The following is a 21,158-nucleotide window of genomic DNA, read 5'->3' as shown; positions in this document are numbered from 1 at the left end:
GATGAAAAGCCGGATTATCGGCGCTCGCAGCCAACAAGGCGAGGCCGGAGGCACCGGCATGGTGCGCGGCTCACCGGCGCCAGTTGAGCACCCACAATGCCAGTCCGCCTGCGACCACGCCCCAGAACGCCGAACCGATGCCGCCCAACGACAGCCCCGACGCGGTCACGAGGAAGGTCACCAGCGCGGGTTCGCGCTGGGCCTCGTCCTTCATCGCCGTCGCCAGCCCGCCGCCGATGGTGCCGAACAACGCCAGGCCGGCGACGGCCAGCACCAGTTCGCGCGGAAAGGCAGCGAACAACGCGCCCACCGTGGCGCCGAAGACGCCCACCAGCAGGTAGAACACCCCGGCGAACACGCTGGCGAGGTAGCGCTTCGCCGGATCCTCGTGCGCCTCGCGCCCCATGCAGATCGCGGCGGTGATCGCCGCGAGGTTGATCGCGTAGCAGCCGAAGGGCGCCAGCACCAGGCTCACCGCCCCGGTCCAGCCCACCACCGGCGACACCGGCACCTTGCCGTAGCCGGCAGCACGCATCACCGCCACGCCGGGCACGTTCTGCGAGGTCATCGTCACGACGAACAGCGGCACGCCCACGCCGATCATCGTCTGCCAGTCGAACACCGGCATCGTGAACACCGGCGTCGCCATCTCCAGCCGCAGCGTGTCGAAGTTCAGCAGGCCCTGCGCCGCCGCGACCGCGCTGCCCAGGGCCAGCACGAGCAGCACCGCGTAGCGCGGCAGGAGCCGGCGCGCGAGCAGGTAGGCGGCGAACATGGCGAACACCAGCCCGAAGCGCTGGCCCATGGCCACGAACACCTCGATGCCGAAGCGCACCAGCACGCCGGCCAGCATCGCGGCCGCGATACCGGGCGGAATGCGGTCCATCACGCGCTCGAAGCCACGCGTCACGCCCGCCAGCAGGATCAGCACGGCACAGAATATGAAGGCGCCAGTCGCCTGCTCGAGGCTCACGCCGGCCAGCGCCGTCACCAGCAGGGCCGCGCCCGGCGTCGACCAGGCGGTGACCACCGGCGCGCGATAGCGCAGCGACAGACCGATGCAGGTCACGCCCATTGCGATACCGAGCGCCCACATCCATGAACTGATCTGCGCCGGCGTCGCGCCCGCCGCTTCCGCTGCCTGGAAGACGATGGCGGCGGAGCTGGTGAAGCCGACGAGGACGGTGACGAAACCGGCGGAAAGCGGAGCGAGGTAGGCGCGCATGACAAGAGGAAAAGGTTGGGACGGGCGCGGGGCGAGCCCGCGCTGCCGCGATCGAACAGCATGCCGGCCCTGCCTCAGGCCGGCTCGCTCATGGCCAGCCGCAGGCCGAAGCCGACGAAGACCAGGCCGGTCAGGCGGTCGAGCCACCTCACGACGGCGGGCCGGGCAAGCCAGGCCCGCACCTGCAGGGCGAGCGCAATCATCAGTGCAAACCAGATAAAGGACAACAGCACGTGGATCAGCGCGAGAAGGAAGCTGAAGCCCGCGACATCGACGCCGGCCGGCACGAACTGGGGCAGGAAGGTCAGGTAGAAAACGCCCACCTTCGGATTGAGCACATTGGTCAGGAACCCCCGCAGGAAGGCCGCCAGCCATCCCTCGCCGTCCTCCGTCGCCACGCCCGGCTCCAGCTGCAGGCCGCCCCGCCGGGCGAACAGCAGCGTCGTGCCCATCCACACCAGATAGGCCGCCCCCGCGAGCTTGACCGCCGAAAACAGCAGGCCGGAGGTCGCCAGCAGCGCACCGAGCCCGACGGCGACGACCGCGCCCCACACCAGGCAGCCGGCCGCCACACCCAGCGCGGCCAGGACGGCGCGCGCGACGCCGCCCGCCACCGAGGTCCTCAGCACCAGCGCGGTATCGACGCCGGGCGTCATCGCCAGCACGGCGGCAGCAAAGGTGAACGCCCACAGGCTCTGCGCAATCGTCATCGGGACACTCGTTCCGGGAAGTCGGCACGCAGTTTAAGGCCCTGCGGCCAATCCGCCGAATGTGAGCGCTGTGGTCGCGATGCGGCAGTGGCGAGGGGCGCAGCCGCCGCTCAGTCCGCCGCGGCCACCCGCGGACCGGCGCAGGCCAGGGTGTCGAACTGCGCGGCGAGTCCGTCGATCTCGGCGAGCAGCCGTTTGCGCTGGGTCGGAGAGGCGGCATTGAACACGTCGGCCAGCAACTGCAGGGTCAGTTGCCGGTTGTGCGCCACCTCCGCGCGATGTGCGGCCGGGGCCGTGGCGTCGGGCGGGGCGCGCAACGCGGCAATGCGCGCGGCGAACTGCTTCGGGTCGTCGCGCACCCGCAGTGCGTCGATCATGCCCTGCTGCCATTGGCGGCGATTCTCGAGCCACTGCTCGGTGGTGGGCTGCAAGGCGTCGCTCCAGGCCGCGACCAGCGCACGCTGGCCGTCATCGAGGCGGCCGAACCAGTTGCGCAGGCGCTTCTCCATGCGCTCGACCTGCGCCGCACGGCGCGCCTCGGCGCTGCCGTCGAGGAACTCCTTGCGCGCGTCGCGATCCCGGCGCGCGAAGGCCGCCGCCAGTTCGGCCACCTGCTCGTCCGACAGTCCGGCGAGCAGCACGCCGGCGTCGTCGACCAGTTCCGTGCGCAGCTCGTCCCACCACGCCTCGCCCTGGCGCAGGAAGGGCTCGAGCTCGTGCGCGGCGATGCGCTCGCGCTGCAGGGTGTCGCGCGCCTCGCGCAGCAGGCCGACGTAGTCGGGCAGATGAGCGCGGCAGTGCCAGTCCAGCCGCGCGGCGAGCCGCTGGTCGAGCAGGCTGCGCTGGCCGGCGTCGAAACTGACGTAGTCGCGCAGATACCAGGGCACCAGCCAGTCGAGCTGGGAATAGGCGAAGCGTACGCCGCAGCCGGCGAGCAGCAGCGCGGAACACAGCAGGATCAGCAGTCTTGCGCGAGCGATCATGAGCGCTCAGAGCGCGGCACCGCGGACAAAGTTCGCACCGGACCGGGGCGAGACCGGCCCGCATCGATCGATGGCTTGAGTCGGTGGCTTGAGTCGGTGGCTTGAGTCGGTGGCTTGAGTCGGTGGCTTGAGTCGGTGGCTTGAGTCGGTGGCTTGAGTCGGTGGCTTGAGTCGGTGGCTTGAGTCGGTGGCTTGAGTCGGTGGCTTGAGTCGGTGGCTTGAGTCGGTGGCTTGAGTCGGTGACGTCAGTCGATAACGTCAGTCGATGACGACGGGCTCGATGGCGCCGATGAACTGCAGCCGCGCGCGCAGCGCCTTGGTCACTTCAACGCGGCCGTCCTCCCTCACGCGCAGCGCGTGCTCGATGCCGAAGCGGCGCGTCTGCTCGCGCCAGCCGTCGCCGGCGAGGTAGGCGGGCTTGCTCGCGGCGTCGGACAGGGTGCCGACCGCCTCGCCCGCGGCGCCCTTGGGCGTCAACAGGATGGTGAGCGACTGCGTGCCGCGTGCGGGCTGGCCGGTGCGCGGGTCGAGCAGGTGGGCGTGGCGCACGCCGTCGAGCATGAAGTAGCGCTGGTAGTCGCCCGAGGTGCCGACCGCCTCGCCGTCGTACAGCGGCAGCGTGGCCAGCGGCGCGGGCTCGCGCGGATGCTGGATGCCGATGCGCCAGGGCTGGTCGCCCTTGCGCCCCAGCGCCAGCACGTTGCCGCCGATGTTGATCAGCGCGTTGGCCACGCCCTGCTCGCGCAGGATGGCCGCGGCACGGTCGAGCGCATAGCCCTTGGCGTAGCCGCCGAGATCGAGCTGCACCGCGGGGTTGCGGCTGCTGACGCGATTGCCGTCGATGACGAGGTCGCTCATGCGCGGCCTGGCCGCGAGCAGGGCCGCGAGCTTGTCGGGGTCGGGACGCACCGGCACGAAGGTGTCGGTATGAAAGCCCCACAGCGCCACCAGCGCGCCCAGCGCCGGATCGAACAGCTCGTCGCCGGTGGCGGCGATGCGCTGTGCATCCTTCAGCATCGCGGCCAGCTCGTCAGACACCGTGGCCGTCTCGCCGCGCGCGAGCGCCGCGTTCAGCGCGGTCAGTTCGGAAGGTTCCCAGGCATGGTAGGCCCGATGCAGGCGGTCGAACTCGCGCAGCACAGCCGCCGCCGCAGCGTCCGCGGCGGCCTGGTCGGCCGCATACACCGCGACATCGACGCGGGTGCCGAACACGAAGGCCTCGTGGCGGAACACCTCGGCGCGCGAGCACGCGCCCAGCAGCAGGATGCAGGCGAAAAGGCCGAGCCAGCGCAGCCAGCCGGCCGCCGTCGAAGCGGGCGACGCCATCAGTTGCAGGCCTGCTCCAGCTTGTCGATGACCAGCCCGGCGACGTCGAAGCCCTGCTGCGTGGCGATCTCGACCATGCAGGTGGGGCTGGTGACGTTGATCTCGGTGAGGTGTCCGCCGATGACGTCGAGCCCGACGATCAGCAGGCCGCGCGCCCACAGGATCGGCGCCAGGCATTCGGCGATCTCGCGTTCGCGCACGGTCAGCGGCATCGCCACGCCGCGGCCGCCGGCCGCGAGGTTGCCGCGCGTCTCCCCGGCCTGCGGGATGCGCGCCAGCGAAAAGGGCACGACTTCGCCGCCGATGATCAGCACGCGCTTGTCGCCCTCGGCGATCTGCGGCAGGTAGCGCTGCGCCATGATCGTGCGCGCGCCTTCCTGCGTCAGCGTCTCGATGATGACGTTGCGGTTGGGGTCGTCCTTCCGGACGCGGAAGATCTGGCTGCCGCCCATGCCGTCGAGCGGCTTGAGGATGACGTCGCCGATCTCGTCGATGAAGGCCTGGATGTCCACCGCGTCGCGCGCGACCAGCGAGGTCGCCATGAACTGCGGGAATTCGGTGATCGCGAGCTTCTCGGAATGGTCGCGGATCGCGCGCGGGTTGTTGAACACGCGCGCGCCGGCCTGCGCGGCATCCTCGAGCAGCCAGGTGGCGGTAACGTACTCGAAGTCGAACGGCGGGTCCTGGCGCATCAGCACGGCGTCGAAGCCCGCCAGCGACAGCGCCTGCTCGGGTCCGGCCGGGGCGTACCAGGGCGCGTCGCCCGCCAGCAGGTGGATCGGCAATGCGCGTGCGCTGACCGCGCCGTCGCGCCAGGTCAGCGCACCGCGCTGCATGGTCCACACCTGGTGACCGCGGGCGGCGGCGGCCCGCATCATGGCGATGCTGGAATCCTTGTAGGCCTTCAGCCCGTCGAGCGGGTCGAGGATGAAGGCCAGCTTGAGCGCACGGCTCATGCCGCCTCTCCCACGGCCTCGGCCGGTTCGGTCTCCTCGATCTCGACCGAGGCCGCCAGCAGCGCGAGACGCGCGACCACGCCATAGGCGTAGAACCGGTTGGGCGGCGCGTCCGGCCCCTGGGCAACGTCGGGCAGGGTGCAGCAGGTGTCGAAGGCCAGCGGCTTGAAGTGCATGCCCGGCGCGTTGAGGTTCTCATCGCGGCCGCGCTCGGTGTGGACCCGGTAGAAGCCGCCCACAACGTAGTGATCCATCATGTAGACGACCGGCTCGGCGACGCCGTCTTCCACCGTCTCGAAGGTATGCACGCCTTCCTGGATGATGACCTCGTGCACCTCCAGCCCCTCCTTCACCACCGCCATCTTGTTGCGCTGGCGACGGTTCAGGCCGACCACCTCGGAGGCGTCCTTCACCGTCATCACGCCCATGCCGTAGGTGCCGGCATCGGCCTTGACCACCACGAAGGGCTCGTCGGTGACGCCGTATTCCTTGTACTTGGCGCGGATGCGGGTGAGCAGCGAATCGACCTGCGCCGCCAGGCACTCCTCGCCGGTACGCTCCTGGAAGTTGATCTGGCCGCAGACGCCGAACTCGGGGTTGATGCGCCAGGGGTCGATGCCGATCGCGGTCGCGAACTCGCGCGCGACGCGGTCGTAGCACTCGGCGTGCTTGGACTTGCGGCGCGAGTGCCAGCCGGCGTGCAGCGGCGGGATCAGCCACTGTTCGTCCAGCCCCGTCAGCACCGGCGGGATGCCGGCGGACAGGTCGTTGTTCAGCAACACCGCGCAGGGGTCGAAGTTGTCCAGGCCGATGCGGCTGCCGCTACGGCGCAGCGGTTCCAGCGTCAGCGTGGCGCCGTTGGCCAGTTCCAGCACGGTCGGCTCGGCGATGTCGGGCAGCAGGCTGCCGATGCGCACGTCCAGGCCGGTGAGGCGGAGGATGGACACCAGCTTGGCCACGTTCTGCAGGTAGAACTGGTTGCGGGTGTGGTTCTCGGGGATCAGCAGCAGCTTGCTGGCATCGGGGCAGATGCGCTCGATCGCCGCCTGCGCCGCCTGCACGCACAAGGGCATGAAGGCGTCGTTGAGGTTGTTGAAGCCGCCGGGGAACAGGTTCAGGTCGACCGGCGCAAGCTTGAAGCCCGAGTTGCGCAGGTCGGTGGAACCGTAGAAGGGCGGCATGTGGTCCTGCCACTGGCTGCGGAACCACTTTTCGATTTCGGTCGCGTTGTCGAGGAACTGGCGCTCCAGTTCGAGCAGCGGCCCGGTGAGGGCGGTGGTGAGGTGCGGGACCATGGATTGTCTGTCTCTGGAAGAGCCGCTGCCGGCCGGCAGGCGGCGGATGGATTGGCCGGAATGTTACACCATGGCCGCGGCCGCCCAATGACTGCGAACGACGTCTGAAACACGGCACACGGCAATGACGGACCGGCGCCCGGTCAGGCCGCCGGCGGCTTGAGCGGCAGGCTGCGCGCCTCCTTCACCACCTCCATGACCACATAGGTATGCGTCTGCTTGACGCAGGGCAGGCCGGAGATCTGGTCACCCATCACCCGCCGGTACGCATGGATGTCCCGCGTGCGGACCTTGAGCAGGTAGTCGAAGTCGCCGGCGATCATGTGGCAGGACTCGATTTCCGGGATGCGCCGCACCGCCTCGTTGAAGCGGCGCAGATCCTGCTCCGTGGTGCTGGTCAGCAGCACCTGGACGACCACGATGTGCCCCGCACCGATCGCATCGGGATCGAGATCCGCGTGATAGCCCCGGATCACGCCGCTCTTCTCCAGACGCCGCAGGCGTTCGGCACAGGGTGTCTTGGTGAGGCCGACGCGGCGCGACAGCTCCACGATCGACAGGCGGGCGTCGGCCTGCAGTTCGGCCAGAATCTTGAAATCGATGCGATCCATTGCAGTGCAACAGCCATTTGGGCTGCGCTTTGGCTTCAGAGCGGGAATTATGACTGTATAGATTCGAATTTTGGAGCCATTAACTGTTGTTTTTAGCGAAGAATTCGGCCGATCGGACAGCCCCGCCCCGGGGCCTGCCGCACCCGACACCTGCCGGAGTCTCACGCCGTGGATCACCCCGCCTCGCTCACCGCCTCCACCCTGGCTGCCGCCGCCCTGCCGGCCACCCCGCGACCGCCCCAGCGCGCCGCCATCGACGCGGCGTGGCGCAGCCCCGAGCCGGAGTGCGTACCGCCGCTGGTCGAGGCCGCGCGTTTCGACGACGCCACGCAAGCGCGGATTCAGGAACTGGCACACAGCCTGGTCGCCGGCCTGCGCGCCAAGCGCAGCCGCTCGTCCGGCGTCGACGCACTGATGAAGGAATTCTCGCTGTCCAGCCAGGAAGGCGTTGCCCTGATGTGCCTGGCCGAGGCCCTGCTGCGGGTGCCGGACAAGGCCACCGCCGACCGCCTGATCCGCGACAAGCTGTCGGATGGCGACTGGCGTTCGCACGTCGGCAACAGCCCCTCGCTGTTCGTCAATGCCGCGACCTGGGGCCTCTTGATCACCGGCCGGCTGGTGTCGACCAGCAGCGAGGCCAGCCTGTCCGCCGCGCTCACCCGCCTTGTCGCCCGCGGCGGCGAGCCGCTGATCCGCAAGGGCATGGACCTGGCGATGCGCATGCTGGGCGAACAGTTCGTCACCGGCCGCGACATCGACGAAGCGCTTGAGCGCGGCCGCGCGCACGAGAAGCAGGGCTACCGCTACTCTTTCGACATGCTGGGCGAGGCGGCGATGACCGCCGAGGACGCCGAGCGCTACTTCCGCGACTACGAGCGCGCCATCCACGCCATCGGCAAGGCCTCGGCCGGGCGCGGCGTGGTCGACGGCAACGGCATCTCGGTCAAGCTCTCGGCCCTGCACCCGCGCTACACCTGGTCGCAGCGCGAGCGGGTGTTCGCCGAGCTGCTGCCGAAGCTCAGGACCCTGTGCCTGCAGGCCAAGGGCTACGACATCGGCCTCAACATCGACGCCGAGGAAGCCGACCGGCTGGACATCTCGCTCGACCTGCTCGAGGCGCTGGCGCTGGACGACGCGCTCGCCGGCTGGGCGGGGCTGGGCTTCGTCGTGCAGGCCTACCAGAAGCGCGCGCCCTGGGTGCTCGATTTCGTCATCGACCTCGCGCGCCGCAGTGGCCAGCGCCTGATGCTGCGGCTGGTGAAGGGCGCCTACTGGGACGCCGAGATCAAGCGCGCGCAGATCGACGGCCTCGCCGGCTACCCGGTGTATACGCGCAAGGTCTATACCGACGTCGCCTACCTCGCCTGTGCGAAGAAGCTGCTCGCCGCGCGCGACGCGATCTACCCGCAGTTCGCCACCCACAACGCCCACACCCTGGCGGCGATCTATCATCACGCCGAGAACACGTCCCACGGCACCGCCTGGCGCGCCGGCGACTACGAGTTCCAGTGCCTGCACGGCATGGGCGAACCGCTCTACGACCAGATCGTCGGCCACGCCGAACGCCACCGCCTGGTGCGCATCTACGCGCCGGTCGGCAGCCACGAGACCCTGCTCGCCTATCTGGTGCGTCGCCTGCTGGAGAACGGCGCCAACACCAGCTTCGTCAACCGCATCGTCGATGAGAACGTGCCGGTCGACGAGCTGATTGCCGATCCGGTCGCGCAGGCGGCCGCGCTCGCCGGCACGCCGCATCCGCGCATCCCCCTGCCGGCCGAGCTGTACGGCGCGCAGCGCGCCAATTCGGCGGGCATCGATCTCGCCAGCGAGCCGGTGCGGACCCGCATCGCCGCTGCCCTGCAACGCAGCCGCGACACGGCACACCATGCAGGTCCGATCGTACCCGGCATCGCCTCACCGGACGCCAGCCGCGCCCGCGCGGTCGCCAACCCGGCCGACCAGGGCGACATCGTCGGCCAGGTCGTGGAGGCCGCGCCCCACGAAGTCGAGGCGGCCCTCGCCGCATCGGCAGCCATCGCCGGCAGCTGGGCGCACACGTCGCCGGCCGAACGCGCCGCCTGCCTCGAGCGCGCCGCCGACCTGCTCGAACAGCACGCCGACGCGCTGCTGGCGCTGGCCGTGCGCGAAGCCGGCAAGTCGTGGAGCAACGCGGTGGCCGAACTGCGCGAGGCGGTGGATTTCTGCCGCTACTACGCGCAGCAGGCGCGCGGCTTCGACAACGGCAGCCATCCGGCGCTGGGTCCGGTGCTGTGCATCAGCCCGTGGAACTTCCCGCTCGCCATCTTCGCCGGCCAGCTCGCCGCCGCGCTGGCCGCCGGCAACCCGGTCATCGCCAAGCCCGCCGAGCAGACGCCGCTGATCGCCGCGGCCGCGGTGCGCCTGTTCCACGCCGCCGGCGTGCCGGCCGCGGCGCTGCAACTGCTGCCGGGCCGCGGCGAGACGGTCGGCGCCGCGCTCGTGGCCGACGCCCGCATCCGCGGCGTGATGTTCACCGGCTCCACCGAGGTCGCCGCCCTGATCAACCGCAGCCTCGCCGCGCGCAGCGGCAACGTGCCACTGATCGCCGAGACCGGCGGCCAGAACGCGATGATCGTGGACTCCACCGCGCTGGCCGAGCAGGTCGTTGCCGACGTGCTGGCCTCCAGCTTCGACTCCGCCGGCCAGCGCTGCTCGGCGCTGCGCGTGCTGTGCCTGCAGGAAGACATCGCCGAGCGCGTGCTGCACATGCTGCGCGGCGCGCTGGACGAGCTGCGCGTGGGCGATCCGGCCGACGTGCGCACCGACGTCGGCCCGGTCATCGACGCCGAGGCCCAGGCCGGGCTCGAAGCCCACGTGCAGGCCATGAAGGCGAAAGGCGCGCGCATCACCCGCCTGCCCCTGCCGGCCGACTGCGCGCGCGGCACCTTCGTCGCGCCGACGATCATCGAGATCGATGCCCTGGCCGAACTCGGCCGAGAGCAGTTCGGCCCCCTCCTGCACGTGCTGCGCTACAGCGCGGACAAGCTCGAGCTGCTGATCGACACCATCAACGCCAGCGGCTACGGCCTGACGATGGGCGTGCATACCCGCATCGACGAGACGGTCGAGCAGGTCGTGGCCCGCGCCCATGTCGGCAACCTGTACGTCAATCGCAACATGATCGGCGCGGTCGTGGGCGTGCAGCCCTTCGGCGGCGAAGGCCTGTCGGGCACCGGCCCCAAGGCCGGCGGCCCGCTCTACCTGCACCGCCTGCTGCAGCGCAGCCCCGGCCCGGACCTGGCCAACGGCGCGCTGCGCATCGACGACGCGGCCTCGCCCGTACCGATGGACACCCTGCTCGACTGGCTGGACGGCGCCGGCCGCGCGCTGCTCGAAGGCGACGAGCTCGCCGTGCTGCGCGACCGCGCCGACGCCTATCGCGCGCGCAAGCTCAGCGGCCTGCGCCTCGCCCTGCCCGGCCCCACCGGCGAGGACAACAGCCTGCGCTTCGTGCCCCGCGGCACGGTGGCGGGCCTCGCCACCTCCACGCCGGCAGCGCTGCACCAGCTGCTGGTGGCGCTGGCGACCGGCAACCGCATCGTGTTCGACGACACGCCGCTGCTGCGCAGCCTGCAGCAGATGCTGCCGGAGGCGCTGCGGACACAGGTAGCGCTGGACGCACGCTGGCAGGAGCGCGACTTCGGCGCCCTGCTGGTCGACACGGGCGACGACGACGCCGATGCCTGGCAGGTCAGGCTGGCCGCACGTCCGGGCCCGATCCTGCCGCTGCTGCGGCCGCTGCCGGAATACGACACCTGCCGGCTGGTGCACGAACGCACGGTCAGCATCAACACCGCGGCCGCCGGCGGCAACGCCAGCCTGATGGCGATGGGCGCCTGACGGTGGCGGAATCGAGCCCTCGAGATGCATCACTCCCCCGCGCAAGCCCCACAGCTAGGGGCATCACGGATGGCAAGGCGGAGAAATTCGCTTACCTTACGGAACGCAATCGCCACCGGTCCCAGCACCACGGTCGGCTGCGCCCGTTCTAACTCAAGCAACAAAGGAGACGTTTCATGAAGAAGACCCTGCTCGCCACCGCCGTGCTCACGCTTGGCGGCTTCTCCAGCGCCGCCCTGGCCGACCTGCCGGTCGCCATCGCCGGCCCGATGACCGGCCAGTACGCCTCTGCCGGCGACCAGATCCGCAAGGGTGCGGAGATGGCCATCGCCGACATCAACGCCCGCGGCGGCGTGCTCGGCGAGAAGCTGAAGCTGGAAGTCGGCGACGACGCCTGCGATCCGAAGCAGGCCGTCTCGGTCGCCAACACGATGGTGAACAAGGGCATCGTGTTCATGCACGGCCACTGGTGCTCGAGCTCGACGATCCCGGCTTCCGAGGTCTATGTCGAAGCCGACATCCCGATGGCCACCGTCTCCACCAACCCGCAGGTCACCGAGCGCGGGCTGAAGAACATCTTCCGCATCATGGGTCGCGACGACCAGCAGGGCCTGGTGGCCGGCAGCTACATCGCCGACAACTTCAAGGGCAAGAAGGTCGCCGTGGTCGACGACAAGAGCGCCTACGGCAAGGGCCTGGCCGACGAGATGGCCAAGGCGATGGAAGGCAAGGGCCTGAAGCCGACGCTGCGCGAAGCGATCACTGCCGGCGAGAAGGACTACTCGGGCCTGGTCACCAAGCTCAAGCAGGCCGGCGTCGAAGTGATGGCCTACGGCGGCTACCACACCGAAGTCGCGCTGATCCTGCGCCAGGCCCAGGCCGCCGGCCTGCAGCTGACGGTGATGGGCGGCGACACCATGACCAACTCCGAGCTCGTCACCGCCGCCGGCCCCGCCGCCGACAACGTGATGTTCACGTTCTCGCCCGACCCGCGCAAGAACCCGGACGCCGCCCCGGTGGTCGAGAAGTTCCGCGCCGCCAAGGTCGAACCGGAAGGCTACGTGCTGTACGCCTACGCGGCGATGCAACTGTTCGAACAGGCCGCCACCGCGGCCAAGAGCACCAAGTACGCCGATCTCGAGAAGGCGATGCGTGGCGGCACCTTCAAGACCGTGATCGGCGACCTGGCCTTCGACGCCAAGGGCGACCAGAAGGCGCCGGGCTTCGTCGTGTACCGCTGGCAAGGCGGCAAGTACGACTACGCCAAGTAATCACACCTCACCCGCCCCGGCCCGCCCGGGGCCTCCCTGTCCGCCCGCCCACGAAGCGGGCGGCACAGTCCGGAACCAACGACAAGACGGCACGCTCGCGCCCTGCTCTCGCCCACCCGCCTGCGCAACGCGAGGAACAACCGTGCCACCACGGGAGACATCGTGGCCTACGCACTTCAGCAACTGATCAACGGGCTCACGCTCGGCGCCATGTACGGCCTGATCGCCATCGGCTACACGATGGTGTACGGCATCATCGGCATGATCAACTTCGCCCACGGCGACATCTTCATGGTGAGCGCGTTCATCGCGGTCACCGCCTTCACGATCCTGGCCGCCGCCGACGTCACCTCGATCCCGCTCGCGCTGACCTTCGTGCTGATCGTGTCGATCTTCTTCACCTCGGCCTACGGCTGGGCGGTCGAGCGCACCGCCTACCGTCCGCTGCGCGGCTCGACCCGGCTGGCGCCGCTGATCTCCGCGATCGGCATGTCGATCTTCCTGCAGAACACCGTTCAGCTCACCCAGGGTGCACGCGTCAAGCCAATCCCGCCGGTGCTGGAAGGCGGCATCGTACTGTGGGACGCGCCGGGCTTCACCGTGCAGATCGGCTGGAGCCAGATGCTGATCATCGTCACCACGGTGGTCCTGATGAGCGCCTTCACCTGGATGATCACGCAGACCCCCTTCGGTCGCCAGCAGCGCGCCTGCGAGCAGGACCGCACGATGGCCTCGCTGCTCGGGGTCAACGTCGACCGCACCATCTCCTACACCTTCATGCTCGGCGCGGCGCTGGCTGCGGTCGCCGGGGTGATGGTGACGGTGTACTACGGCGTGGTGGACTTCTTCATCGGCTTTCTCGCCGGCATCAAGGCCTTCACCGCGGCGGTGCTGGGCGGCATCGGCTCGCTGCCCGGGGCGATGCTCGGCGGCCTCTTGATCGGCCTCATCGAATCCTTCTGGGCCGCCTACCTGTGGGCCGAATACAAGGACGTCGCCACCTTCGGCATCCTGTGCCTGGTACTGATGCTGCGCCCCTCGGGCCTGCTCGGCCGGCCTGAAGTGGAGAAAGTCTGATGAGCGCCGTCGTCTTTGCGCGTCACGCGATGACGCCTGCCGAGCGCCTGCGCGACGCCGGCTGGGTCGCCTTCGTCGGCTTCATCCTCGGCGTTCCGCTGGTCGGCCTCACCACCGTCGACATGGGCGGCCGGCTGGGGGTCGAAACCCGCTTCGGCCTGCTTGCGATGGCAGTGGTCGCGGTATTCGCCGGCCGCCTGCTGCTGCGCTGGTCGATCGACCAGGCGCGCAACCGCAAGCAGGCCCGCGACCGCGCCAGCACCGCCACCGCCGCCGACCGCGCGCAGGGCGCACAGAAGGTGGTGACCGTGCTCGGCTGGGTCGCGCTCGGCGCCTCGATCGCACTGCCGATCTTCTATTCCGACAACCGCTACGTGGTCGACACCGCCACCACGGTGCTGATCTACGTGATGCTGGGCTGGGGCCTGAACGTGGTCGTCGGCCTCGCCGGCCTGCTCGACCTCGGCTACGTCGCCTTCTATGCGGTCGGCGCCTACTCCTACGCGCTGCTGTCGACCCAGTTCGGCTGGAGCTTCTGGGAGGCGCTGCCGGTGTCGGGCGCACTCGCCGCGAGCTTCGGCATCCTGCTCGGCTACCCGATCCTGCGCCTGCGCGGCGACTACCTCGCCATCGTCACGCTTGGCTTCGGCGAGATCATCCGCATCATCCTGGTGAACTGGACCGAGTTCTCCGGCGGCCCCAACGGCATCAGCTCGATCCCGCGGCCGAGCTTCTTCGGCCTGGACTTCACCCGCAGCGCGCCCGAAGGCGAACAGACCTTCGCCAGCTTCTTCGGCCTCGAGTTCTCGCCGATGCACCGGCTGATCTTCCTCTACTACCTGATCCTGGTGCTGGCGCTGCTCACCCACGCCTTCGTGTCGCGGCTGCGCAAGCTGCCGGTGGGCCGCGCCTGGGAAGCGCTGCGCGAGGACGAGATCGCGTGCAAGGCGATGGGCATGAACACCACCAACATCAAGCTGTCGGCCTTCGCCATCGGCGCGATGCTGGGCGGCTTCGCCGGGGTGTTCTTCGCCGCACGCCAGGGCTTCATCTCGCCCGAGAGCTTCGTGTTCACCGAGTCGGCCATCATCCTCGCCATCGTCGTGCTCGGCGGCATGGGCTCGCAGATGGGCGTGGTGCTTGCGGCGACGCTGCTGGTGCTGATCCCCGAGTTCGGCCGCAACTTCGCCGAGTACCGCATGCTGCTGTTCGGCCTGGCGATGGTGCTGATCATGGTGTGGAAGCCGGGCGGCCTGCTCGCCCACCGCGAACCGACGCTGCGCCTGAACCCGCTGGGCAAGGCCGCAGGCAACAAGGAGGCTGCGCGATGAGCAAGACCCCCACCAGCACCCTGCTGTCGGTGCGCAACCTGACGATGCGCTTCGGCGGCCTCACCGCCATCGACGACCTGTCGCTGGAAGTGCCGGCCGGCCGCATCACCGGCATCATCGGCCCCAACGGCGCCGGCAAGACGACGCTGTTCAACTGTCTGACCGGCTTCTACAAGCCGACCACCGGCACGCTGCGCCTGGCCCACCCCAGGCACGGCGAGATGCGCCTGGAAGCGCTGCCCAGCCACCGCGTCGCACGCGACGCCCAGGTGGTGCGCACCTTCCAGAACATCCGCCTGTTCCCGAAGATGACGGTGCTCGAGAACCTGATCGTCGCCCAGCACAACGTGCTGCAGCGCGCCTCGAAGTTCTCGATCGCCGGCCTCTTCAGCCTGCCCGGCTACCGCCAGGCCGAGAAGCAGGCCATCGAGCGCGCGGCGATGTGGCTCGAGCGCCTCAGGCTCACCCACCTCGCCGACCACGCGGCCGGCGACCTGCCCTACGGCATCCAGCGCCGCATCGAGATCGCACGCGCGCTGTGCGTCGATCCGGTGCTGCTGTGCCTGGACGAACCGGCCGCCGGTCTCAACCCGCGAGAATCGGCGGAGCTGAACGAATTGCTGCTCTACCTGTGCGGCGAACTGGGCATCGCCATCCTGCTGATCGAGCACGACATGAGCGTGGTGATGAACGTGTCCGACCACATCGGCGTGATCAGCTACGGGCGCAAGATCGCCGAGGGCACACCGGACCAGGTCAAGCACGACCCGCAGGTCATCAAGGCCTACCTGGGCGAGGACGAGGAAGAAGGGGAAGCCGCAGCATGATGCTCAAGATGGAGGGCGTGCACGCCCATTACGGCCACATCCACGCGCTGCGCGGCATCGACGTCGAGGTCCAGGTCGGCGAGATCGTCACCCTGATCGGCGCCAACGGCGCCGGCAAGTCGACGCTGATGATGAGCCTGTTCGGCAACCCCAAGGCGAGCGCCGGGCGCATCGTGTTCGACGGCGAGGACATCACCCGCGTGCATACGCACGAGATCGCCCGCCGCGGCATCGCGCTGGTGCCCGAGGGCCGGCGCATCTTTCCGCGCATGACGGTGATCGAGAACCTGCAGATGGGCACGGCGCATGCCGACCCGGCCAACTACGCCGCCGACATCGCGCGCGTGTTCGCGATGTTCCCGATCCTGCAGGAGCGCCAGTCGCAGCGCGCCGGCACGCTGTCGGGCGGCGAGCAGCAGATGCTGGCCATCGGCCGCGCGCTGATGAGCCGGCCCAAGCTGCTGCTGCTCGACGAGCCTTCGCTCGGCCTGGCGCCGATCTACATCCGCAAGATCTTCCAGATCGTCAAGGAACTGAACCGCGACCACGGCATGACCATCCTGCTGGTCGAGCAGAACGCCAACCAGGCGCTGCGCGTGGCACATCGCGGCTACGTGCTGCAGCACGGCGAGATCACGCTCTCCGGCACCGGCGCCGAACTGCTGGCGAGCCCGGAAGTACGGGCGGCGTATCTCGAGGGCGGCCACGCCTGAGCGATAATCGGCAACTGCCAAGGCGCCACCCGGTCGGATCGAAGCCGCGCCCCTCCGAATCCGCACCGACAACAACCTGATCGACTCCCGCTTGATGTCCCAGACAACTCAACCTGCCCGCTGGCTCCCCTTCGTCGTCCTCGGTATCGGTCTCACCGCGATTTCCTTCGGCGCCATCTTCGCCCGCCTCGCCCAGGCCGAGGGCGTCAGTTCGCTCGCGGTGGCGACCTGGCGGCTCGGCTTCGCCGCGCTGATCATCACCCCGGTCGCCTTCCTGCAGTCGCGCCACGAACTTGCCCGCCTCACCCGGCGGCAGATTGGCATGGCGCTGGCGGCGGGCTTCTTCCTCGCGCTGCATTTCGCCACCTGGATCAGCTCGCTGGAATACACCTCGGTCGCCTCCAGCACCGCGCTGGTGACGACCAACCCGCTGTGGATCGGGCTGGCCTCCTTCCTGATCTTCCGCGAGACACCGACGAAGATGATGATCGGCGGCATCGCGCTGTCCTTCGCCGGCAGCCTGTTCATCTTCTGGAGCGACAGCCAGACCGTCGGCGCAGGCAGCAACCCGATGCTCGGCAACCTGCTGGCGCTGATCGGCAGCTGGTGCTTCTCCGCCTACCTGCTGATCGGCCGCCGGCTGCGTGCCGGGCTGGGGCTGCCGGCCTACATCTGGCTGGCCTACGGCGCGGCAGCGCTGTTCCTGTTCGCCGCCAGCGGCGCGGGCGGCGTGGAACTCTTCACCCTGTCGAACACCGCCTGGCTGGTGCTGCTGGCAATGGCGCTCGGCCCGCAACTGCTCGGCCACACCGCCTACAACTGGTCGCTGCGCTATGTGTCGGCGACCTTCGTCGCGGTGGTCACGCTGGGCGAGCCGGTGGGCAGCGCGCTGATGGCCTTCATCATCTTCGGCGAGGGCTTCGCGCCGCTGCAGTTCGTCGGCTTCAGCCTGCTGCTGGTGGGCATCTACCTGGCGGCGAAAGGCGAGAAAGGCTGAGATCGCGGCGGACGTCGGGGCAGAGGGCGCCCCGAGCCGCCGGCCGACGCACACCGCCGGGCCTCAGCCTGCCAGGCCCAGCTCCCGCAGGCGCGCATGGATGCCGGCAGCCATCCGCGCGTACCCTGCCGCGTTCGGATGGATCCTGTCGGCGCACAACTCCGGCCGGCCGAGGATGTCGGAGAACACGTCCGGCACCAGCGGCACGCCTTCTTCCTCGGCGAGTTCGGCGTAGATCGGCGCATCGGAGGGCCGGCCCGCCACGGCACTCAACAGCGACAGTTCGGGCACGCCGACCAGGGCGACCTGCGCTCCGCTGTCCCGGGCCATGCGCACGATCCTGCGCAGGTCTTCCTTGACCTCGACCTGCGCGCGACGGCGCAGGAAATCGTTGCCACCGATCTCGACGACCACCAGCGCAGGCGAATACTCCTCCAGCAGGGCGGGCAAACGGTGCTGCCCTGCGAGCGCCGTATCCCCCGGGATGCCGGCATTGACGATGTCCCAGCCGGTCAGGTCCGCCAGGAGGCTCGGCCAGTCCTCGCCCTCCGAGGCGCCCGTTCCGTACGTCACACTGTCGCCGAACGCCAGCACGACCGACTCGGCCGGCAGCGCGGCCAGGCGCGGCAGATCACGACCACAGCCGGCAAGCAGCGCAGCGCCCAGCAGTCCGCTCAGAAAAACCCGTCGTTTCATGTTCCGTCTCGTCTCCCGATCATTCAGCGCGGCCCACTCAAGCGGTCACACGCCCGAGACGGACACGTCGTCCATCCCCAGGCGTCCGATCGCCGGCAGGCGCAGTCCGGGACGGTTCAGGTCGATGCCGAAATTGAGACCGAGGATATTGAACTCGACCCCCTCCTCCAGTCCGACCGTCAGCCCCAGCAGCCCGAGCAGGGACACCTGGACACCCGCGCCCGACGGGGACAGGCCTAGCGGCTGGCTGACCGGACGATAATCCTTGCCGATCGCATTTGCCGGCATGTCGAGCGCAAGCGCCGGAACCTCCCGTCCGATATGGGCCAGGAAGGTATTGCTGTTGGGGCCGGGATAGCTGCGGTACTCGTTCACGTACGGGTAGCGCCCGATCGCGGCTTCGATGTCGTCGATCATGGACTGCGCGGACTCGCCGCGGTGATCCACGAGCACGGCCGGCATCGCGCCGTACCAGAGCCCATCGGCAATCGCGTGGTTGCGACGCACGACATTCGTGCCGCCCCAGCCGACGACCTCGTAGCGCGTGTAGGCGGTCTCGCCGCTGCGCTTGTAGATGATCCACGGATGCACGGCGAAATACCCCCGCCAGCCGTAGGTCGGCGCCGCATACACCTGCACGATCGCCTGTCCCGCGTGAGCGACCGGATCGGGCGCGATGCCTGCCGAATGGCGTGGCGCCGTGCGCCAGCTGCGCTCGCCGGCGGAAACCGACGCGCGCGGGTCGTCCGCCAGGCTCAGGCCGAAGGACAGGGTCAGCATCGCGGCAAAGCCGAGCGCAAGCAGGTTCGAGCGTTTCATGGGACAGCCAGCGAGAGTGAGCAACCCGGGTCAGAACCGACTTGCGCCAGCGAGTTCATCACAGGACGCATTCGGGCCGCTCAAATAACCAATGGATCTATGGACCTTCCTCAACCCCTATTCTGCCTGTTGGCGTCTCACCGTATCCTGCGCCTCCACGACTTCAAGGGGCGCCGACAAGCCCCGGCGGCCCCCGGACGGGGGGCACCCCTGCACGACCGAACGGAGAATACGCCATGCTCAACAAGCTCCTGCTCTCGCTGACGATCGCCGCTGGCGGTCTTTCCCTGGCCCTGCCGGTGTCTGCGAACACTCTTCCCGCGCCGGGTGCCACCCAGGCGCAACCCGCCGTGGCCCTCCCCGCCCCGCTGCTGACGCCCGCCGACCTGAAACCGCTGCTCGGCCAGCCGGACGTGCGCATCCTCGACATCCGCAGCGACAAGGACTACGCCGAGGGCCACATCCCCGGCGCGATCAACACGCCCTACGGCAAGTTCCGCGGGCCGAAGGACAACGCCGGCCAGCTCGTGCCCGAAGCCGCACTCACCGAAGTGCTGCGCAAGGCAGGCATCGACCGGAACACCCACGTGATCGTGGTGCATGGCGGCGCCGACCACACCGATTTCGGCGCAGCGGCCCGGGTGTACTGGACGCTGAAGGTCGGCGGACTGAGCCGCCTGTCCATCCTCGACGGTGGCACCAAGCTGTGGCAGACCCGCGGCGGCGCCCTCGACAAGGCCGTACCCACGGTCGCGCCCAGCCAGTTCACCTATCGCTATGACGAGACGCAGATCGTGTCCAGCCAGGAACTGGCGGCGGCCGTGCAGTCGTCCTCGGCCCCCCTGCTCGTCGACGCCCGCCCGGCCCGCTTCTACACCGGCGAGGCCCGCGCCGATGCGGCCGCCCGCTACGGCACCCTGCCCGGCGCACAGTCCTTCGACAACGCCCAGTTCTTCGTCAAGGGCGGTACGACGCTGAAGCCCGCGGCGGAGCTGAAGTCGCTGGTCGCGCAGTCGGGCGCGGCAGCCGGCCCGGCGGTGTCCTTCTGCAACACCGGCCACTGGGCTGCCACCAACTGGTTCGTGATGTCCGAGATCGCCGGCAACACCGCGGTGAAGCTCTACCCGGCGTCGATGGTGGAGTGGAGCAAGGCCGAACTGCCGATGCAGAACCAGCCCTCGCGCGTGTCCGCGCTGGTGCAGGACATCAAGCGCGCTTTCGAGTAAGCCACGGGTCGGGACGGTTCCAATGCGCTGGTTTACCCGTTTGTTCCTCGTCGTCGGCGGACTGGCCGGCGTGCTGGCGGTGATGCTTGCCGCCGGCGTGCGCCAGGGCCTGCTGGCGCTGCTCGGCATCGGCTTCGGCGCCGTGCTGCAGGGCGCGCGCTTCGGCTTCACCACCGGCTGGCGCGACTTCATCGAGCGTCGCGACCCGCAGGGCCTGTGGGCGCAGATGCTGCTGATGGTGCTCGCCGCTGCGGTCAGCCTGCCGCTGATCGCCGGCAGCGGTGGCGAACTGGTCGGTGCGGTGGCGCCGCTGACGATCAGCCTGGTGCTGGGCGCCTTCCTGTTCGGCGCGGCGATGCAGCTGGCCGATGGCTGCGGTTCGGGCACGCTGTACAAGGCCGGCGCCGGTGCGCCGCTGTCCTTCGCCGTGCTGCCGACCTTCGCCCTGGGCAGCTTCGTCGGTGCCTCGCACCAGCCGGGCTGGATCGCCCTCGGCGGCCTGCCGGCGGTCGACCTGCTGGCGTTCGGCTGGCCGGTCGCGCTGGCGATCACGGTCCTCGCCTGCGGCCTGGTCGCCTGGCTGGCTGGCCGCGCCGCGCCGCGCGCGTCCTCCCGCGTGTCCTCCTCGGTGCAGGCGGCGGCCTTGCAATCGGCGCGGGCGGCCACTGCGAGCTTCGTTGCCGCCCCGGTCGCCGAGACTCCACGCACGGCGACCGGCTGGTCCCGGCGCTGGTGGCTGGGCGCGCTGCTGCTGGCGGCCCTGTACGGCCTGCACCTGATCGTCGCCGGGCAGCCCTGGGGCATCGTCTACGGCATCGGCGTGTGGGGCGCGAAGATCGCCACCGCGCTGGGCTGGAGCGCCGTCGGCGACCCGTTCTGGGGCGTCGATCCGCATGCGGTGCGCCTGGCGGAACCGCTGCTGGCCGATGTGACCTCGGTGACCAACCTCGGCCTGATCTACGGCGCCCTGGCCGCCTCGCGCTGGAACGGTCCCGCGGACTTCAAGATCCCGTCCTCGCGCCGCCTGATCGCTGCCTGCGTCGCCGGCCTGGTGATGGGCTACAGCTCGCGCATGGCCTTCGGCTGCAACGTCGGCGCCTACCTCGGCGGCATCGCCTCGGCCAGCCTGCATGGCTGGGTGTGGTTCGCGCTCGCATTCGCGGGCTCGGTTCTCGGCGTGCGCATTCGCCAGCGCGTCAGCGGCTGAGGAGACGAC

General features: G+C 69.5%; 18 protein-coding genes. 9 read left to right on the top strand and 9 right to left on the bottom strand.

Annotation, left to right across the window (positions count from 1 at the left end; translation table 11 throughout):
• Window positions 1-70 precede the first annotated feature (70 nt).
• The 7 genes from AC731_RS15745 to AC731_RS15715 all read right to left on the bottom strand — a co-directional run bounded on the left by AC731_RS15745 (window position 71) and on the right by AC731_RS15715 (window position 7,106).
• Window positions 71-1,225 carry a benzoate/H(+) symporter BenE family transporter gene (locus AC731_RS15745; RefSeq protein ID WP_048707449.1) on the bottom strand — a complete coding sequence of 385 codons (1,155 nt, stop codon included), beginning with the start codon at window positions 1,223-1,225 and terminating at the stop codon, window positions 71-73.
• Window positions 1,226-1,299: 74 nt separating this feature from the next.
• Window positions 1,300-1,935 carry a LysE family translocator gene (locus tag AC731_RS15740; RefSeq protein WP_048707447.1) on the bottom strand — a complete coding sequence of 212 codons (636 nt, stop codon included), beginning with the start codon at window positions 1,933-1,935 and terminating at the stop codon, window positions 1,300-1,302.
• Window positions 1,936-2,045: 110 nt separating this feature from the next.
• Window positions 2,046-2,918 carry a DUF6279 family lipoprotein gene (locus AC731_RS15735; protein WP_048707443.1) on the bottom strand — a complete coding sequence of 291 codons (873 nt, stop codon included), beginning with the start codon at window positions 2,916-2,918 and terminating at the stop codon, window positions 2,046-2,048.
• 258 nt (window positions 2,919-3,176) lie between these two features.
• The gene (locus tag AC731_RS15730) at window positions 3,177-4,244 is read right to left on the bottom strand and encodes an FAD:protein FMN transferase (RefSeq protein ID WP_048707439.1); all 1,068 of its coding nucleotides are present in this window, start codon (window positions 4,242-4,244) and stop codon (window positions 3,177-3,179) included.
• A complete protein-coding gene (gene gshB / locus AC731_RS15725) occupies window positions 4,244-5,200 on the bottom strand; it encodes a glutathione synthase (protein ID WP_048707435.1) in 957 nt (318 codons plus the stop codon). The genes AC731_RS15730 and gshB overlap by 1 nt, the downstream gene beginning before the upstream one ends.
• On the bottom strand, window positions 5,197-6,495 hold the full coding sequence (gshA, locus tag AC731_RS15720) for a glutamate--cysteine ligase (protein ID WP_048707432.1): 1,299 nt from the start codon (window positions 6,493-6,495) through the stop codon (window positions 5,197-5,199). Before gshA ends, gshB begins: the two co-directional genes overlap by 4 nt.
• A gap of 143 nt (window positions 6,496-6,638) precedes the next feature.
• Complete coding sequence (locus AC731_RS15715) at window positions 6,639-7,106, bottom strand: Lrp/AsnC ligand binding domain-containing protein (RefSeq protein ID WP_004291512.1); 468 nt, start codon at window positions 7,104-7,106, stop codon at window positions 6,639-6,641.
• Window positions 7,107-7,274: 168 nt separating this feature from the next.
• Between AC731_RS15715 and putA the strand changes: the two genes are divergently transcribed.
• The 7 genes from putA to AC731_RS15680 all read left to right on the top strand — a co-directional run bounded on the left by putA (window position 7,275) and on the right by AC731_RS15680 (window position 17,201).
• Complete coding sequence (gene putA, locus AC731_RS15710; protein ID WP_048707428.1) at window positions 7,275-10,985, top strand: trifunctional transcriptional regulator/proline dehydrogenase/L-glutamate gamma-semialdehyde dehydrogenase; 3,711 nt, start codon at window positions 7,275-7,277, stop codon at window positions 10,983-10,985.
• Window positions 10,986-11,161: 176 nt separating this feature from the next.
• Window positions 11,162-12,256, top strand: coding sequence for a branched-chain amino acid ABC transporter substrate-binding protein (locus AC731_RS15705; protein WP_048707425.1), 1,095 nt, complete (start codon window positions 11,162-11,164; stop codon window positions 12,254-12,256).
• A gap of 162 nt (window positions 12,257-12,418) precedes the next feature.
• Window positions 12,419-13,333: an ABC transporter permease subunit gene (locus AC731_RS15700; RefSeq protein ID WP_048707421.1), complete on the top strand. Its 915-nt coding sequence runs from the start codon at window positions 12,419-12,421 to the stop codon at window positions 13,331-13,333.
• Complete coding sequence (gene livM, locus AC731_RS15695; RefSeq protein ID WP_048707419.1) at window positions 13,333-14,664, top strand: high-affinity branched-chain amino acid ABC transporter permease LivM; 1,332 nt, start codon at window positions 13,333-13,335, stop codon at window positions 14,662-14,664. The genes AC731_RS15700 and livM overlap by 1 nt, the downstream gene beginning before the upstream one ends.
• Window positions 14,661-15,491: an ABC transporter ATP-binding protein gene (locus tag AC731_RS15690; protein ID WP_048707416.1), complete on the top strand. Its 831-nt coding sequence runs from the start codon at window positions 14,661-14,663 to the stop codon at window positions 15,489-15,491. The genes livM and AC731_RS15690 overlap by 4 nt, the downstream gene beginning before the upstream one ends.
• Window positions 15,491-16,204 (top strand): ABC transporter ATP-binding protein, encoded by a 714-nt coding sequence (locus AC731_RS15685; protein ID WP_004291276.1) that lies wholly within the window; start codon window positions 15,491-15,493, stop codon window positions 16,202-16,204. Before AC731_RS15690 ends, AC731_RS15685 begins: the two co-directional genes overlap by 1 nt.
• 94 nt (window positions 16,205-16,298) lie before the next feature.
• Window positions 16,299-17,201, top strand: coding sequence for a DMT family transporter (locus AC731_RS15680; RefSeq protein WP_038012251.1), 903 nt, complete (start codon window positions 16,299-16,301; stop codon window positions 17,199-17,201).
• Window positions 17,202-17,264: 63 nt separating this feature from the next.
• On the opposite strand, the gene AC731_RS15675 is transcribed toward AC731_RS15680, so the two are convergent.
• The gene (locus AC731_RS15675; RefSeq protein ID WP_048707413.1) at window positions 17,265-17,897 is read right to left on the bottom strand and encodes an arylesterase; all 633 of its coding nucleotides are present in this window, start codon (window positions 17,895-17,897) and stop codon (window positions 17,265-17,267) included.
• Window positions 17,898-17,942: 45 nt separating this feature from the next.
• The gene (locus tag AC731_RS15670; protein WP_048707409.1) at window positions 17,943-18,716 is read right to left on the bottom strand and encodes a DUF3750 domain-containing protein; all 774 of its coding nucleotides are present in this window, start codon (window positions 18,714-18,716) and stop codon (window positions 17,943-17,945) included.
• Window positions 18,717-18,952: 236 nt separating this feature from the next.
• Between AC731_RS15670 and AC731_RS15665 the strand changes: the two genes are divergently transcribed.
• Window positions 18,953-19,942, top strand: a complete 990-nt coding sequence (locus tag AC731_RS15665) for a sulfurtransferase (protein WP_048707405.1) — start codon at window positions 18,953-18,955, stop codon at window positions 19,940-19,942.
• A gap of 22 nt (window positions 19,943-19,964) precedes the next feature.
• Window positions 19,965-21,149, top strand: a complete 1,185-nt coding sequence (locus AC731_RS15660) for a YeeE/YedE family protein (RefSeq protein WP_004291267.1) — start codon at window positions 19,965-19,967, stop codon at window positions 21,147-21,149.
• The last annotated feature ends 9 nt before the right edge of the window (window positions 21,150-21,158 follow it).

This window comes from Thauera humireducens (assembly GCF_001051995.2).
Taxonomy (GTDB): domain Bacteria; phylum Pseudomonadota; class Gammaproteobacteria; order Burkholderiales; family Rhodocyclaceae; genus Thauera; species Thauera humireducens.
Note: the sequence above shows the minus strand (reverse complement) of the source record. Positions and strands in the feature narration are given on the sequence as shown.